Origin of the sequence: Rahnella sp. PAMC25559 (assembly GCF_050632365.1) — a bacterium.
Lineage (GTDB): Bacteria > Pseudomonadota > Gammaproteobacteria > Enterobacterales > Enterobacteriaceae > Rahnella > Rahnella rivi.
The window spans coordinates 2,147,866-2,162,798 of sequence record NZ_CP192543.1; the positions used below are offsets into that span (position 1 = coordinate 2,147,866).

At 52.4% G+C, this 14,933-nt stretch carries 14 protein-coding genes; 1 reads left to right on the plus strand and 13 read right to left on the minus strand.

Annotation, left to right across the window (positions count from 1 at the left end):
• From mrdA to leuS, 7 genes are all read right to left on the minus strand, one after another.
• Positions 1 to 1,905 carry a peptidoglycan DD-transpeptidase MrdA gene (mrdA, locus tag ACQZQY_RS11105; protein ID WP_122095882.1) on the minus strand — a complete coding sequence of 635 codons (1,905 nt, stop codon included), beginning with the start codon at positions 1,903 to 1,905 and terminating at the stop codon, positions 1 to 3.
• A gap of 43 nt (positions 1,906 to 1,948) precedes the next feature.
• Complete coding sequence (gene rlmH, locus ACQZQY_RS11110; RefSeq protein ID WP_056771495.1) at positions 1,949 to 2,419, minus strand: 23S rRNA (pseudouridine(1915)-N(3))-methyltransferase RlmH; 471 nt, start codon at positions 2,417 to 2,419, stop codon at positions 1,949 to 1,951.
• Positions 2,420 to 2,422: 3 nt separating this feature from the next.
• The gene (rsfS, locus tag ACQZQY_RS11115; RefSeq protein ID WP_056771497.1) at positions 2,423 to 2,740 is read right to left on the minus strand and encodes a ribosome silencing factor; all 318 of its coding nucleotides are present in this window, start codon (positions 2,738 to 2,740) and stop codon (positions 2,423 to 2,425) included.
• A 208-nt stretch (positions 2,741 to 2,948) separates the two neighbouring features.
• A complete protein-coding gene (nadD, locus tag ACQZQY_RS11120) occupies positions 2,949 to 3,626 on the minus strand; it encodes a nicotinate-nucleotide adenylyltransferase (protein ID WP_431297100.1) in 678 nt (225 codons plus the stop codon).
• A gap of 20 nt (positions 3,627 to 3,646) precedes the next feature.
• The gene (gene holA / locus ACQZQY_RS11125; protein ID WP_056771502.1) at positions 3,647 to 4,672 is read right to left on the minus strand and encodes a DNA polymerase III subunit delta; all 1,026 of its coding nucleotides are present in this window, start codon (positions 4,670 to 4,672) and stop codon (positions 3,647 to 3,649) included.
• Complete coding sequence (lptE, locus tag ACQZQY_RS11130) at positions 4,669 to 5,316, minus strand: LPS assembly lipoprotein LptE (RefSeq protein WP_183846184.1); 648 nt, start codon at positions 5,314 to 5,316, stop codon at positions 4,669 to 4,671. Before lptE ends, holA begins: the two co-directional genes overlap by 4 nt.
• A gap of 14 nt (positions 5,317 to 5,330) precedes the next feature.
• Positions 5,331 to 7,913, minus strand: a complete 2,583-nt coding sequence (gene leuS, locus ACQZQY_RS11135) for a leucine--tRNA ligase (protein WP_431297101.1) — start codon at positions 7,911 to 7,913, stop codon at positions 5,331 to 5,333.
• Positions 7,914 to 8,183: 270 nt separating this feature from the next.
• Here leuS and ACQZQY_RS11140 point away from each other — a divergent pair, with 270 nt between their 5' ends.
• A complete protein-coding gene (locus ACQZQY_RS11140) occupies positions 8,184 to 8,678 on the plus strand; it encodes a zinc ribbon-containing protein (protein WP_056772013.1) in 495 nt (164 codons plus the stop codon).
• 52 nt (positions 8,679 to 8,730) lie between these two features.
• Here ACQZQY_RS11140 and ACQZQY_RS11145 read toward each other — a convergent pair whose 3' ends face one another.
• From ACQZQY_RS11145 to corC, 6 genes are all read right to left on the minus strand, one after another.
• Positions 8,731 to 9,456: an amino acid ABC transporter ATP-binding protein gene (locus tag ACQZQY_RS11145; protein WP_056771512.1), complete on the minus strand. Its 726-nt coding sequence runs from the start codon at positions 9,454 to 9,456 to the stop codon at positions 8,731 to 8,733.
• A complete protein-coding gene (gene gltK, locus ACQZQY_RS11150) occupies positions 9,453 to 10,130 on the minus strand; it encodes a glutamate/aspartate ABC transporter permease GltK (RefSeq protein WP_056771515.1) in 678 nt (225 codons plus the stop codon). The genes ACQZQY_RS11145 and gltK overlap by 4 nt, the downstream gene beginning before the upstream one ends.
• 2 nt (positions 10,131 to 10,132) lie before the next feature.
• Complete coding sequence (locus ACQZQY_RS11155) at positions 10,133 to 10,873, minus strand: amino acid ABC transporter permease (protein WP_056771518.1); 741 nt, start codon at positions 10,871 to 10,873, stop codon at positions 10,133 to 10,135.
• A 194-nt stretch (positions 10,874 to 11,067) separates the two neighbouring features.
• The gene (locus ACQZQY_RS11160; RefSeq protein ID WP_056771522.1) at positions 11,068 to 11,964 is read right to left on the minus strand and encodes an amino acid ABC transporter substrate-binding protein; all 897 of its coding nucleotides are present in this window, start codon (positions 11,962 to 11,964) and stop codon (positions 11,068 to 11,070) included.
• A gap of 457 nt (positions 11,965 to 12,421) precedes the next feature.
• The gene (lnt, locus tag ACQZQY_RS11165) at positions 12,422 to 13,963 is read right to left on the minus strand and encodes an apolipoprotein N-acyltransferase (protein ID WP_414071433.1); all 1,542 of its coding nucleotides are present in this window, start codon (positions 13,961 to 13,963) and stop codon (positions 12,422 to 12,424) included.
• A 6-nt stretch (positions 13,964 to 13,969) separates the two neighbouring features.
• Complete coding sequence (corC, locus tag ACQZQY_RS11170; RefSeq protein WP_056771527.1) at positions 13,970 to 14,848, minus strand: CNNM family magnesium/cobalt transport protein CorC; 879 nt, start codon at positions 14,846 to 14,848, stop codon at positions 13,970 to 13,972.
• Positions 14,849 to 14,933: the final 85 nt, after the last annotated feature.

Here is a 14,933-nt window from a genome sequence, read left to right on the forward strand (position 1 = left end):
TTAATCACCTTCGGTTCCGGGTGCCACGGGGGCCTCAGCCGGTAATTGTGTCTTGTTGTCGCCCAATAAAATATGGTCGAGAATCTGTCGGGAAATTGTCCCCACCGCCGGACCCGCACCGCCGTTCTCCAGCACCACGGCAACAGCCACGGTTGGCTTGTCGTACGGGGCAAAAGAGGTCATCAGTTTGTGGTCACGCAGATGCTCGGCAATCTTATGCGCATTATAGATTTCATTGGCTTTCAAACCGTAAACTTGTGCTGTACCGGATTTCGCCGCGGCTTTGTAAGGCGCATCAGCGAAATATTTCCTTGCGGTACCGTTCGGCCGGTTGGCTACGCCGTACATGCCGTCTTTGGCAATTTCCCAGTAGCCGGAATGGATATCACCAATTTGCGTGGTTTCTTCCTGGCGATAAGGCACCTGTTTACCGTCATTTGTGGTACTCAGCAACAGATGCGGTGTTTTGACATCTCCGTCATTGATCAACGTTGTCATCGCCTTCATGATCTGTATCGGCGTGGCTGTCCAGTAGCCTTGCCCGATGCCGACCGGAATGGTGTCACCCTGATACCAGGGTTTCTTAAAGCGTTTAAACTTCCAGTCACGGTTTGGCATATTCCCGCTGCGCTCTTCCGATAAATCGATCCCGGTATAATGCCCGTAACCAAATTTACCCATCCATTCTGAAAGCCGGTCGATACCCATATCGTACGCAACCTGGTAGAAGAAGGTATCGGCGGATTCCTCAAGCGCTTTGGTGACGTTCAGACGCCCGTGCCCCCAGTGTTTCCAGTCGCGATAACGCTTATCCGAGCCTGGTAACTGCCACCAGCCCGGATCAAATAATGAGGTGTTTTTGGTGATCACGCCGGAGGTCAGCGCAGACACAGAAATGTAAGGTTTTACCGTTGAGGCCGGTGGATACACGCCCTGCGTGGTGCGGTTGATCAGCGGTTTATCGGCATCGTTTAGCAGACGGGTGTAATCTTTGCTGGAGATCCCCTCGACGAACAGATTCGGATCGTAGCTTGGGTTGGAAACCAGCGCGCGTATTGCACCATCACGCGGATCGCTCACCACTACCGCCGCGCGGCTGGTGGTCAGAAGTTCTTCAATATACTGCTGCAAAGGCAGATCGATGGTCAGATAAATGTCTTTACCTGCCTGCGGCGGCTCTTCGTGCAACTGGCGGATCACCCGTCCACGGTTATTAACTTCAACTTCTTCGTAACCGGTTTTGCCGTGCAGGGTGTCTTCGTAATAGCGTTCGATGCCGAGTTTGCCGATATCATGCGTGGCTGCGTAGTTCGCCAGAATCCCGTCTTTATCCAGACGTTCCACATCACGATCGTTAATTTTCGACACATAGCCAATGACGTGCGTCAGCGCAGATCCATAAGGATAGTAGCGGCGCTGATAGCCTTTTACTTCCACGCCGGGGAAGTGGAATTGGTTTACAGAAAAACGGGCGACCTGAACTTCTGTCAGTGCAGTTTTGACCGCAATAGACGTGAAGCGGCGGGAACGCTGGCGTTCTTTCTTAAAATTATCGATATCGTCAGAGGTTAAATCGACGATAGGCTTGAGGGCTTCCAGCGTGGCCTGTAAATCATCCACCTTTTCCGGTACCAGTTCGAGCTGGTAAATGGTGCGGTTCAGCGCCAGGGGGGTGCCGTTGCGGTCATAGATAATCCCGCGGCTGGGCGCAATGGGCACCAGCTTAATCCGGTTATCATTGGAACGGGTCTGGTAGTCCTGAAAACGAACAATTTGCAGGTTATACAGATTGAAGGCCAGGACACCGCTAAGTAGCAGAATGCCGATAAACGCCACCAGTGCACGGCGCACGAAGAGGGCTGATTCAGCCGTATAGTCGCGAAAAGGGTTACGATCTATTTTCATCCCACTACTTAATTCATGTTGCTGACATTCAATTCACCACCCGTTATTCGCGGTGGTATGGATGATTGGTGGTGATACTCCAGGCGCGGTAAAGGCTTTCCGCGACCAGAACCCGAACCAGCGGGTGCGGAAGCGTCAACGGAGAGAGCGACCAGCTCTGTTCCGCCGCGGCCTTACAGGCCGGTGCCAGCCCTTCCGGACCGCCTATCAACAGGCTGACGTTGCGCCCGTCCTGTTTCCAGCGTTCCAGTTGTTGCGCCAGTTGCGGGGTTTCCCACGGTGTCCCTGGAATATCCAGCGTGACAATGCGGTTTCCCTTTCCGACTGCAGCCAGCATCTGTTCGCCTTCTTTTTCAAGAATGCGTTTGATGTCTGCATTTTTCCCACGTTTCCCGGCCGGAACTTCAGTCAGTTCAAACGGCATATCTTTGGGAAAACGGTGCAGATAATCGGTAAAACCGGTTTGTACCCAGTCTGGCATTTTGGTGCCGACGGCGACAAGTTGCAGTTTCACGTATCAGCCCCAGAGTTTCTCGAGCTCGTAAAGCTGACGGCTTTCTTCCTGCATGACGTGAACAATCACTTCACCCAGATCGACAACGACCCAGTCGGCTTCGTTAATGCCTTTTACACCCATTGCATCAATGCCCACGGCTTTGACTTCTTCCACCAGGTGACCGGCGATAGAGACAACGTGACGGCTGGATGTACCGGTACAGATAATCATGCAATCAGTAATACTGGATTTACCTACAACATCAATGGCAATGATGTCTTGTGCTTTCAGGTCATCGACTTTATCGATAACAAAATCTTGGAGCGCTTTACCTTGCAAAGGTTCCCCCTGGGGATGTTTTGAAACACGTTGACTCCATAAGACGTCCGCCGGTGAAGCACCTGAGCGATGATCGTTCTCATGAAGGAGTGGCATAGCGGCAATCTGTAAAACGTCTTAAAGCGTTTAATAATCAATAAATTAAATTGATGAAAGACGCGACGTTATCGGGAGCCGAAATTTAGCGGCGCAGTATACCACGCGATGGCTACGCGCGGTACAAGCCCTGTGATTCTATATAGCGCTCAACGGCGAAAGGCAGCAGATCTGAACAATCTAGACCGGCCTGGCGGCGCTCGCGAATTTGTGTCGCTGAAATATTCAGCAAAGGTGTATGCGCCTGATAAATGAAACCGGCAGGGCGTTGTTTGAGTTTTTGAGGCTCAGTCACCCGGTGGGCATCATACCAGTGCTGGAGCGCCGGTGTATCGAGTTGTTCCTGATAACCCGGTCGTGCCATGACAATCAGGTGGCAAAAATCCAGCAAAGACTCCCAGCGATGCCATTTATGTAACGTCAACAACGAGTCCTGGCCAATGATAAACGCCAGAGGACAGCTCTCGCCATGTTCTTTACGTAACGTTGCAAGTGTCTCAATGGTGTACGACGGGGTAGCGACGGACAGCTCACGGGGATCCACTGAAAATAGCGGATTCCCCTCCACGGCCAGTTCTGCCATGCGCAAACGCTGTTGCGGGCTGGCACCGGGTTGCGGGCGATGCGGGGGGACATTGTTAGGAAGTAACGTTACACGTTCCAGACCGATGTCCTGCGCCAGACGCGTGACTGGTTTGAGATGGCCGAAATGAACAGGATCGAAAGTCCCGCCAAAAAAAGCCTGTAACGGCGCAGCATCTTCAGAGGAGAGCGTAGGGATAACCGGCATGGAAATGTCCAAGTCCTGCGTCAGTACGAACTGGCGGGTAAAGGTTTGCCACAAAGTAGCATGGAAAGACTTTCAAGCTCCGGCCAAATGGACTGACCGTAATCCTGCTTGAGCGTAATTTCCATTTGCGTCAGCAAACGTACCGCCCGATAGAGTTCTTCCAGAGATAAACGCTGAAGCGCCTGCGTCACCAGTGTGCGGCGATTTTGCCAGACTTTTTGCTGATCGAACAACGTACGCAGCGGCGTGCTGTCCATTTTACGTTTCAGGTTCAGCAACATCAGCAGTTCGCGTTGCACAGTGCGCAACAATATTACCGGTTCGCTGTCTTCCTGTTGCAGCTGACGCAAGATATGCCAGGCGCGTTTACTTTTTCCTGCCAGCAGTGCATCAAGCCAGTGATATGGCGTGAAATGCGCGGCATCATTCACGGCCGCTTCTACCCGGGGTAATGTCAGTTTCCCGTCCGGATAAAGCAGTGAAAGGCGTTCCAGGGATTGTGCTAAAGCCAGTAAATTGCCTTCGTAGCAGTAGCATAGTAGCTGATTGGCGGGCTCATCGAGCTCAAGCGAAAGGGCTTTTGCACGGCGGGTTACCCAGCGTGGGAGCTGTGCCTGCTCCGGCGTCTGGCAACTGACAAACACGCCTTTATCACTCAGCGCTTTAAACCACGCGCTGTTTTCCTGGCCTTTGGTGAGTTTTGTGCCGCGAAGGACCAGCAAAATATCATCGTGCAGCAGCGTGGTCAGCTTCAGTAACGGTTCTGCCATTGGCGCGGTAGGGCCATTTTCAGGCAGCATCAGCATCAGTGTCTGCCGGCTGGCAAACAGGCTCAGTGCCTGACAGGTGCTGAAAATTGAATCCCATTCGGTATGGGCATCGAGAATAAAAGTGTAGTGTTCCTGAAAATCAGCCAGCTGCGCCGCTTTGCGGATGCTGTCCTGACTTTCCTGCAAAAGAAGCGGATCATTGCCACATAACACATAACAAGCGCGCAGCCCCTCACGGAGCTGCGCGTCGAGTTGTTCCGGATAAACTCGGATCATTGTGCCGTAGTGCTGGCCGGTGTCGTTGATACCGCAGGGGTAACAGACGACGGGGACGTCATGGCATCAGAGGATTTGCTGGCAGAGGAACCGGTAGTGATCACTTCTACCTGGCCATCAACTTGCTCTGCTTTACGCATTTCAGACGCGTGAACCGTTAATAATTTACGGATCAGTTGTTGAGCGGCCTGCTGACGCATTTCTTCCAGGATAATCTCCTGTTCGTTATCTTTTGCCAACGCCGTTAACGGGTTATCAAAGAATGAACGGAAGACAGTTACGTGGAGCGGATAGATGTCTTTACCCGGCATCAGAACCGTCGCGCTGACGCTCATCTGCATCTGATACTCAGCCGTTTTACCGTCCTGGAATACCGATGCAGTAGTCTGACCGCTTAGTTCAGGCCCGATTCGCAGTGATGGAATATCTTTGTGCTTACCGGTTGGATCATCAACGATCGTCACATTGCTTAAACGCAATTGTGAACGGATATCCCGCGTTAACGGCCCGTACGGATCCCCGCTGTCCAGAACGATAGTTTGCAGTTCGTCAGGCACATTGGTTTTTCCACGTAAGTGGAATCCACAGCCTGCGGTAACCATGACTGCTGCGGTCAGCAGCAGTGTCACTATTCGATGTCGCACAGCTCCTCCTTGACTCAACCTACAACCAGGTTAAGCAGTTTGCCCGGGACGTAGATTACTTTGCGAACCGTAACCCCATCCAGATATTTAGCGACCAAATGTTCTTCTGCCGCACGCTCGCGCACTTGTTGCTCGGTAGCATCAGCGGCTACGGTGATTTTAGCACGCACTTTACCGTTCACCTGCACAACGACCAGTTTGGAGTCTTCGACCATAGCCTGTTCATCAGCCTGTGGCCACGGTGCGGTATCCACATCACCTTCGCCGTTGAGCGCCTGCCAGAGGCTGAAGCACACGTGCGGAGTGAACGGATAAAGCATGCGAACCACGGCCAGCAGGGCTTCCTGCAGCAGGGCGCGATCTTGTTCGCTTTCCTGCGGCGCACGGCCCAGCTTGTTCATCAGTTCCATCACAGCGGCAATCGCAGTGTTGAAGGTCTGACGACGGCCGATATCATCGGTCACTTTCGCAATGGTTTTATGCACATCACGACGCAAATCTTTCTGCGCTTCGTTCAGTGACGCAACATCCAGCGCGGCGGTAGCACCTTTTTGGGAATGCTCAAAGGCCAGTTTCCAGACACGTTTGAGGAAGCGGTTAGCCCCTTCGACGCCGGACTCCTGCCATTCCAGCGTCATTTCTGCCGGAGAAGCGAACATCATAAACAGACGTACGGTGTCTGCGCCGTATTTCTCGACCATAACCTGAGGGTCGATGCCGTTGTTTTTAGACTTGGACATCTTGCTCATACCGGCATACACCAGTTCATGGCCCTGCGGGTCGGTCGCTTTAGTGATACGGCCCTTCTCGTCACGCTCAACGGTGGCATCGACCGGGGAAACCCAGACGCGTTCGCCGCTGTTGCCGGTGTAATAGAAGGCATCAGCCAACACCATGCCCTGACACAACAGACGTTTAGCCGGTTCGTCAGAATCAACCAGACCTGCATCGCGCATCAGTTTGTGGAAGAAGCGGAAGTACATCAGGTGCATGATGGCGTGTTCGATACCGCCCACATACTGATCAACCGGCAGCCAGTAGTTGGCCGCAGCCGGATCCAGCATACCTTCGTCGTATTGCGGACAGGTGTAGCGTGCGTAGTACCAGGAAGACTCCATGAAGGTGTCAAAGGTGTCGGTTTCACGCAGACCTGGCATGCCGTTCACGGTGGTTTTTGCCCACTCAGGATCGGCTTTGATTGGGCTGGTGATGCCGTCCATGACCACATCTTCCGGCAGAATGACCGGCAGTTGATCTTCTGGTGTCGGGATCACAGTGCCGTCTTCCAGCGTGATCATCGGGATAGGGGCGCCCCAGTAACGCTGACGGGAAACCCCCCAGTCGCGCAGACGGTAGTTAACTTTGCGCTGACCGACACCCTGAGCAACCAGTTTGTCAGCAATGGCATTGAAACCGTCTTCGTGGTTCAGCCCGTCGAATTCGCCTGAATTGAACAGCGTGCCTTTCTCGGTCATCGCTTCTGCGGTGATTTCAGGATGGCTGCCATCGGCGTTGAGGATAACCGGTTTGATTTGCAGGTTATATTTGGTGGCGAATTCCCAGTCACGCTGGTCGTGACCCGGAACGGCCATCACTGCGCCCGTGCCGTATTCCATCAGAACGAAATTAGCGACCCAGATTGGCAGCTTTTCACCGGACAGCGGGTGAATAGCAAACAGGCCGGTTGCCATGCCTTTTTTCTCCATTGTCGCCATTTCTGCTTCGGCCACTTTGGTATTACGGCATTCGTCGATGAAATCGTTCAGGGCAGGATTGTTTTGTGCACCTTGTTGCGCCAGCGGATGACCCGCTGCCACGGCGACATAAGTCGCGCCCATGAAGGTGTCCGGACGGGTGGTGTAAACCGTCACTTTTTCGTCGCTGTCTGCCACGTCAAAAGTGATTTCCACGCCTTCGGAACGGCCAATCCAGTTGCGCTGCATGGTTTTCACCTGCTCCGGCCAGCTTTCCAGCGTGTCCAGATCGTTAAGCAACTGATCGGCGTAATCGGTGATTTTGATAAACCACTGTGGAATTTCTTTGCGTTCTACTTTGGTATCACAACGCCAGCAGCAGCCGTCAATCACCTGTTCGTTCGCCAGAACGGTCAGGTCATGCGGGCACCAGTTCACCGCGGAAGTCTTCTTATAAACCAGGCCTTTCTCATACAGCTTGGTGAAGAACCATTGTTCCCAGCGGTAATAATCGGGTTTGCAGGTCGCAATTTCGCGATCCCAGTCATAGCCGAAGCCCAGCAGTTTTAGCTGGTTCTTCATGTATTCGATATTTTCGTACGTCCATGGCGCAGGGGCAGTGTTGTTTTTCACCGCCGCGCCTTCAGCTGGCAGGCCGAATGCATCCCAGCCGATTGGCTGCAGAACGTTTTTACCGAGCATGCGCTGATAACGGGAAATCACGTCACCGATGGTGTAGTTGCGCACGTGCCCCATGTGGAGGCGGCCTGACGGGTAAGGCAACATGGAGAGACAGTAGTACTTCTCCTTGCCAGGCTGTTCGGTAACTTTGAAAGTTTGCTTCTCTTGCCAGTGAAGCTGAACGTGTGACTCGATGTCTTCTGGACGGTATTGCTCTTGCATGGCGGCCGGTGGTCCTGTGAGTGAAAACAGCTACGCCTGTAGCTCAAAAAGTTTTAATCAAAAGATCCGCATAGCATAGCCGATAAGCAGAGGCAGCAACAACACCCAGCGACCGGCTAACGGGGATTTCTGCCCGCATATGGCCCATTATTCACAATCTGCGAAGCAGGCCGGGATAATCTTCGCCACGGATCAGGGATTTACGACTAAAATAAAGACAAGTAAGCAACTGCCGGGTGAACGGTTATGTGTGTTCAAGGAGAGGAAATGATGAGCAATATTACCCAAAATTACCGTCAGTTAGTCACTTCGCTGACTGAGCGATTAAAAAATGGTGAACGTGATATCAGTGCGCTGGTACAGGATGCCCGCGTACGTTTACAGGAGGAAGGCAAGCTGTCTGAAATCCAGATTGAACAGTTAACCTCCGCCGTGCGGCGTGATTTGCATGAATTTGCTCGTAATTATACCGAGAACCAGCAGGCCGTCGCTGATGACAGCACCGACAGCGTGTTTATGCGGGTTCTGAAAGAAAGTCTGTGGAAAGAGCTGGCGGACATGACCGACAAAACGCAGCTTGAATGGAAAGAAGTCTTTAAAGACGTGAATCATCACGGTGTGTATCACAGCGGGGAAGTGGTGGGGCTGGGGAATCTGGTGTGTGAGAATTGCCAGTTCAGCCTGGCGGTGTATACGCCTGAAATCCTGAGTAAATGCCCTAAATGCGGACATACTGAATTTTCACGCCATGCTTTTGAACCTTGATTGATAAGTCAGCCTGCACCGGGTTCTCCCGGTAGCAGGCTGAATCATCTTATCAGTGCAGAATTTTTGCCAGGAAGTCACGGGCACGATCGGATTGCGGATTATTGAAGAAGTCGTCTTTATTCCGGTCTTCCACAATTTTCCCTTCATCCATGAAGATCACGCGGTTAGCCACTTTGCGGGCGAAGCCCATTTCGTGGGTCACCACCATCATCGTCATGCCTTCGTTTGCCAGCTCAACCATGACGTCCAGCACTTCATTGATCATTTCCGGATCGAGCGCGGAGGTCGGTTCGTCAAACAGCATGGCGATAGGATCCATACACAGCGCACGGGCAATCGCCACGCGCTGCTGCTGTCCCCCGGAAAGCTGACCGGGGAATTTGTTGGCGTGCGCAGATAACCCCACGCGATCCAGCAGTTTCAGCCCTTTGTCTTTTGCTTCCGCCTGATTACGTTTAAGCACTTTGACCTGAGCCAGCGTCAGATTGTCAATGATGGACAAATGCGGGAACAGTTCGAAATGCTGGAACACCATGCCGACTTTCGCCCGCAGCTGCGCCAGATTGGTTTTCTTGTCGTTCACCTGCGTGCCGTTAACCAGAATCTCCCCTTTTTGCACGGGCTCGAGGCCGTTAACGGTTTTAATCAGCGTCGATTTACCTGACCCGGACGGCCCGCAAACCACCACAACTTCACCTTTTTTAACTTCGGTACTGCAATCGGTGAGCACCTGGAAGTGCCCGTACCATTTAGAAACATTCTTCAGTGAAATCATGAAACGGTCCTTTTCTTCAAATAGCGCACCAGCAAGGAAGCGGAAAGGCTGATAACAAAGTAAATAAGTCCTGCAAACAACACCATCTCCACCAGCGTACCGTCACGGTCACCAATGTTGGAGGCGCTGCGGAAGAAGTCTGCGAGGCCGAGCACATACACCAGCGAGGTATCCTGGAACAAAACGATGGCCTGCGTCAGCAACAAAGGCACCATCGCACGGAAGGCCTGCGGCAGGATAACCAGCTTCATCGACTGCCACTGGGTCATGCCCAGCGCCAGTGCGGCAGAAGACTGCCCGCGGGCGATACTGATGATCCCTGCACGGATAATCTCTGAGTAATAAGCCGCTTCAAATAACGCAAATGCCACCATCGCGGAAATCAGGCGGATATCGGTTTTCGGTGACAGCCCGAGCACTTTCTGCAGAAAGCCCGGCACAATCAGATAAAACCACAACAGCACCATCACCAGGGGAACGGCGCGGAACAGATTGACGTACGCCGTGGCAAACCAGCTGATCGGTTTGAAGGTCGACAGACGCATTACCGCCAGCAGGGTCCCCCAGAGGATCCCCACGACAATCGCCAGTGAGGTGATCTTGAGGGTAATGACCATGCCTTGCCACAGATAGGGCAGGCCGGGGCCAATAGAACTCCAGTCAAATTCATGCATATTTATTTACCTCCCATGTTGCCCGGCAGGCGGACTTTACGTTCTACAAAATGCATCAGCAGCATAATCACCGCATTAATGAGGACGTAGGCGACGGTAATGGCAGTAAATGATTCATACGCATGCGCAGAGTAATCAAGCAGCTTACCGGCCTGTGCCGCCATATCGACCAAACCGATGGTTGAGGCAATGGCGGAGTTTTTCACCAGATTGACCATCTCGGAGGTCATCGGTGGCACGATCACACGGTAGGCATTTGGCAGCAGCACATAACGGTAGGTTTGAGGCAACGTCAGCCCCATCGCCAGACCGGCATTGCGTTGTCCGCTGGGTAACGACTGGATGGCGGCGCGTACCTGCTCGCACACGCGGGCAGCGGTAAACAGGCCGAGACAGATAACGGAAGAAGTGAAGAACTGCACGTTCGGCGCGAGTTCTGATTTGAACCACATGCCGATGTTTTCCGGCAACAGCTCAGGCACCACCAGATACCAGATAAAGAATTGCACAATCAGCGGCACGTTACGGAACAATTCAACGTAACAGGTACCGATGCCGGAGAGAAAACGGTTGGGGACGGTACGCAAAATACCGAACAGGGAGCCGACGAAGAAGGCAATAATCCAGGCACAAATCGACAACGCGACCGTGACCTGAAATCCATTCCAAATCCAGCCCAGATAGGTGGTATTGCCGAAGGGGGCGTCTTGCAGGAAGATGCCCCAGTTCCAATCTATTGACATAAAAACTCCATGACACGGGTAATAAACTACCCCTCTGAGTGATGACGTAACCATAAACATGGGTGAGTGGCGGAAAAAATGCGGGGTGGGGAACGACCACCCCGCATCTGGTCTGTCTGTCCTTTCGGACCATCATCACAAGCTGGTTGGCCAGCCTTTATTTTTAATACCCGGTACTACCCGTCTGCTTACTATTACAGTGCTTTATCGTTTGGTGCTTTGAACAGGGCTTTCATGTCGTCAGACAATTCAAAGTTCATGTTCAGGTTTTTCGGAGGAATAGGTTTTTTGAACCAGGTTTCAAACCACTTGGTTGCTTCACCGGAGGTTTGCGCCTTCACGATGGTGTCATCAACCAGTTTTTTGAATTCCGCATCGTCTTTACGCATCATGCAGCCGTAAGCTTCTTTCGACTGCGGCGTACCGATGATTTCCCAGTTATCAGGTTTTTTGGCTTTGGCACGTTCGCCCGCCAGCAGTGCATCATCCATCATGAACGCAACCGCACGGCCTGTTTCCAGCGTACGGAAAGAGTCACCGTGGTCTTTGGCGCTGATAATGCGCAGATCCAGTTTCTTCTCTTCGTTCAGTTTGTTCAGCAGCACTTCAGAGGTGGTGCCGGAGGTGACCACGACGGTTTTGCCTTTCAGGTCAGAGAAATCTTTGATGTCTGAGCCTTTTTTGACTAACAGACGGGTGCCGATAACGAAGATGGTGTCTGAGAAGGCCGCTTGTTGCTGACGTTCCAGATTATTGGTGGTTGAACCACACTCAAAATCGTAAGTGCCGTTTTGCAGCAGCGGGATACGGTTTTGCGAGGTGATTGGCATCATTTTTACTTGCAGGTTGGGCAGGTCCAGCTTTTTCTTGACTGCATCAACGATAGCGTTGGAATAGTCCTGTGAATAACCTACGACTTTCTGTTCGTTATTGTAGTAAGAGAATGGCACCGAGGACTCACGGTGACCGACGACGATAACGCCATTATCTTTAATTTTTTTCAGAGTGCCGGTCAGTTCTTCCGCGTGGGCAAAGCTGCTTGCGGCAACGCTTGCCAACAGTACTGATAACGCCAATTTGCGCAATTGCATGTCCAACTCCTTGCTGTCATTAGGGATCCAAACTCAGGGATCAGAAAGTGCTAATGCCTCGTCATATGAAGCTAGAAAATAACTGAATGTGAAATTTATGAAACAACATTGTTTCTTTTTTGAGACGGGGCGCGCACCAAATCAAAGCAGACAACAGGCTATGCACTTCAAAAGTGCATGAGGAACAGCCTTTTTGTACCAAAATGATGCAAGACGTCAAAAAATGTCACTAATCAGATATCTTTCAAACAGATGTAGCAAAACGCGTGCCAGTTGGCCTGATTTAACTTCGAAGGCAAATTAAAATTCAGCGCTTAATACCGCCTTTCAAACAATCGGCAGCAGGTAACAGGGAGGGGTTTTGCAGGCAGGGAAGGGGTTGCGACAAAAAAGAACAGGCGCCCGAAGGCGCCTGACATTATAGCCCTGTATTAACAGGGCTTATTGATGACTTACATCAGGGGATGATCTGGCCTTTACGACGTCCCAGCCAGATAGCCACAACGGCCATGAGCAGGGTCACAAACCACACCGGCCACCAACCCATGCGTGCGTAAGGGGTCATGCCGGTAGTGGGCGTAACCTTCACGTTCAGCACCTGACGGGTAAACTGCGGGATTTCAGCCGTAACGTCACCCTGCGCATTCACAACCGCGGTAACACCGTTGTTGGTGCTGCGCAGCAGAGGGCGCCCCAGTTCCAGTGAACGCATGCGCGCCATCTGGAAATGCTGCCACGGACCAATCGAATGGCCGAACCAGGCATCGTTGGAAATCGTCAGCAGAAAGTTAGTATCCGGTTGCAGGTTATCGCGCACCTGTTCACCAAATACCACTTCATAGCAAATCGCGGTGGTCAGATTAAGGCCGCTGACCATCAGTGGTTTCTGGACGTACGCCCCGCTGGTCAGCCCCGACATCGGTAAATCGAAGAAGGGTGCCAGAGGGCGCAGTATGGTTTCCAGCGGCACGAATTCCCCGAACGGTACCAGATGATGTTTGTTGAAACGGTTGTCGTCCGGATAGCGATAAGACTGCTCGCCGCCGAGCACAATGGCGCTGTTATACACCTTCATGCCTTCTTCATTGCGACGGGCATCAATAACGCCGGTAACCAGCTGCGTGCCGTGCGAGCGGTAGATGTTATCCACCATACTCAGGAAGGCTTGCTGATCGGATTCAATATCTGAAATTGCTGATTCCGGCCAGATGATCATATTGGCTTTGCCAAGGTACGGGCGGCTGAGATCCAGATAGGTTTGCAAAGCACTTTCCAGCGCTTTCGGATCCCACTTCATCGACTGTGGAATGTTGCCCTGAACCAGCGCGACATCCACCGTTTTGTCCGTCTGTTCCTGATACCAGTGAACGTAACGCAACGGCCACGGCAGCAATAACATGGCCAGCGCAATGATTCCCGGCGTGATGCGCCGCTGGTGGAATGCGTAAACCAGCAGGCCGCTCAACGACGTCAGCAGCAGCGTAATGCCGTCAACACCGGTGATTGGCGCGAGGCCTTTCAGCGGACCGTCGATCTGGCTGTAGCCAAATTGCAGCCACGGAAAACCAGTCAGCACCCAGCCACGCAAAAACTCGGTGATTTGCCATAGTGCGGGCGCGGCAAGCGCCAGTTTCCACCAGGTTGTCTTCGGCCACAGTTTGCTGAATACGCCGGCAAACAGCATGGTGTAAAGCGACAAATACGCCGCCAGCAAAACCACCAGAAACAGGTTGATGGCTTCCGGCATGCCGCCAAAGGTGGCGATACTGACATACACCCAGTTTACGCCACTGCCAAAAAGACCCATTCCCCAGAAGAAGCCGATCAGCGAGGCCTGAGACGGGCGGCGATCCAGCGTTAATGCCAGCAGGCCGCAGAGCGAGACAATCGCAGCAGGCCAGAAGTCATAAGGGGAAAAGGAGAACGTGCCACAGGCACCGAATAAGAGCGCCAGCAGGGCGCGAACCCGCTGGCGTTGGTATAAAGAGGCAATTGCCATGGAGAATTATTCTTCCAGTATTGGTTGCGGCGCGTCGTCCGGTATTTTTACGTGAACCTGAATGATACGGCGGCTGTCTGCCATCGCAACCTTGAACAGGTAACCGTCAATTTCAATGCTTTCACCACGGGCAGGTAAATGGCCAAAGGACTGCATGACCAGACCACCAATAGTATCAACTTCGTCGTCACTGTAATTTGTCTGGAACACTTCATTGAAGTCTTCAATCGGCGCGAGGGCGCGAACAGTATACGTGTGACGGCTGAGCTGGCGGATATCCAGATCTTCCGCTTCGTCATACTCATCATCGATTTCGCCGACAATCAGTTCGAGGATATCTTCGATGGTCACCAGACCGGAAACGCCGCCGAATTCATCAACGACAATCGCCATATGATAACGCTGGGAGCGGAATTCTTTCAGCATGCGGTCGACGCGTTTGCTCTCAGGAACGACCACGGCGGTTCTCAGCACTTTATCGATGCTGAATGGCTCAGACGTTGTGCGCATAAACGGCAGCAAGTCTTTGGCCATCAGGATGCCTTCAATGTGATCCTTATCTTCGCTGATCACCGGGAAGCGTGAGTGGGCAGATTCGATGATCACATCGAGGCACTCTTCCAGCGGTTGATTGCGTTTAAGCGTGATCATTTGAGAACGGGGGATCATGATGTCCCGGACGCGCTGCTCGGCGATATCCATCACGCCTTCCAGCATGTCACGGGTATCGGGGTCGATCAGATCGTTTTGTTCTGAATCACGGATCAGCTCAACCAAATCGCCACGGTTTTTTGGTTCACCGTGAAAAAGTTGGCTAAGGATAAGGGAAAAGAAGCCCTTCTTGGGACTGGGGCTGTCACTATTTTGTGAATGGTCATCGCTCATGGCGTTTGGTTTGTTTTACTCGTGTTAGTGAAAAATATTTAGCTCGCTTAGTAAACGCCGATGGAAAGGAGAACTCTCCTTTCCA

What these genes read in the sequence shown, in the direction of transcription:
- mrdA (WP_122095882.1), bottom strand. Translation starts at nt 1,905, where the DNA reads ATGAAAATAGATCGTAACCCTTTTCGCGACTATACGGCTGAATCAGCC.
- nadD (WP_431297100.1), bottom strand. Translation starts at nt 3,626, where the DNA reads ATGCCGGTTATCCCTACGCTCTCCTCTGAAGATGCTGCGCCGTTACAG.
- holA (WP_056771502.1), bottom strand. Translation starts at nt 4,672, where the DNA reads ATGATCCGAGTTTATCCGGAACAACTCGACGCGCAGCTCCGTGAGGGG.
- leuS (WP_431297101.1), bottom strand. Translation starts at nt 7,913, where the DNA reads ATGCAAGAGCAATACCGTCCAGAAGACATCGAGTCACACGTTCAGCTT.
- ACQZQY_RS11140 (WP_056772013.1), top strand. Translation starts at nt 8,184, where the DNA reads ATGAGCAATATTACCCAAAATTACCGTCAGTTAGTCACTTCGCTGACT.
- ACQZQY_RS11145 (WP_056771512.1), bottom strand. Translation starts at nt 9,456, where the DNA reads ATGATTTCACTGAAGAATGTTTCTAAATGGTACGGGCACTTCCAGGTG.
- gltK (WP_056771515.1), bottom strand. Translation starts at nt 10,130, where the DNA reads ATGCATGAATTTGACTGGAGTTCTATTGGCCCCGGCCTGCCCTATCTG.
- ACQZQY_RS11155 (WP_056771518.1), bottom strand. Translation starts at nt 10,873, where the DNA reads ATGTCAATAGATTGGAACTGGGGCATCTTCCTGCAAGACGCCCCCTTC.
- ACQZQY_RS11160 (WP_056771522.1), bottom strand. Translation starts at nt 11,964, where the DNA reads ATGCAATTGCGCAAATTGGCGTTATCAGTACTGTTGGCAAGCGTTGCC.
- lnt (WP_414071433.1), bottom strand. Translation starts at nt 13,963, where the DNA reads ATGGCAATTGCCTCTTTATACCAACGCCAGCGGGTTCGCGCCCTGCTG.
- corC (WP_056771527.1), bottom strand. Translation starts at nt 14,848, where the DNA reads ATGAGCGATGACCATTCACAAAATAGTGACAGCCCCAGTCCCAAGAAG.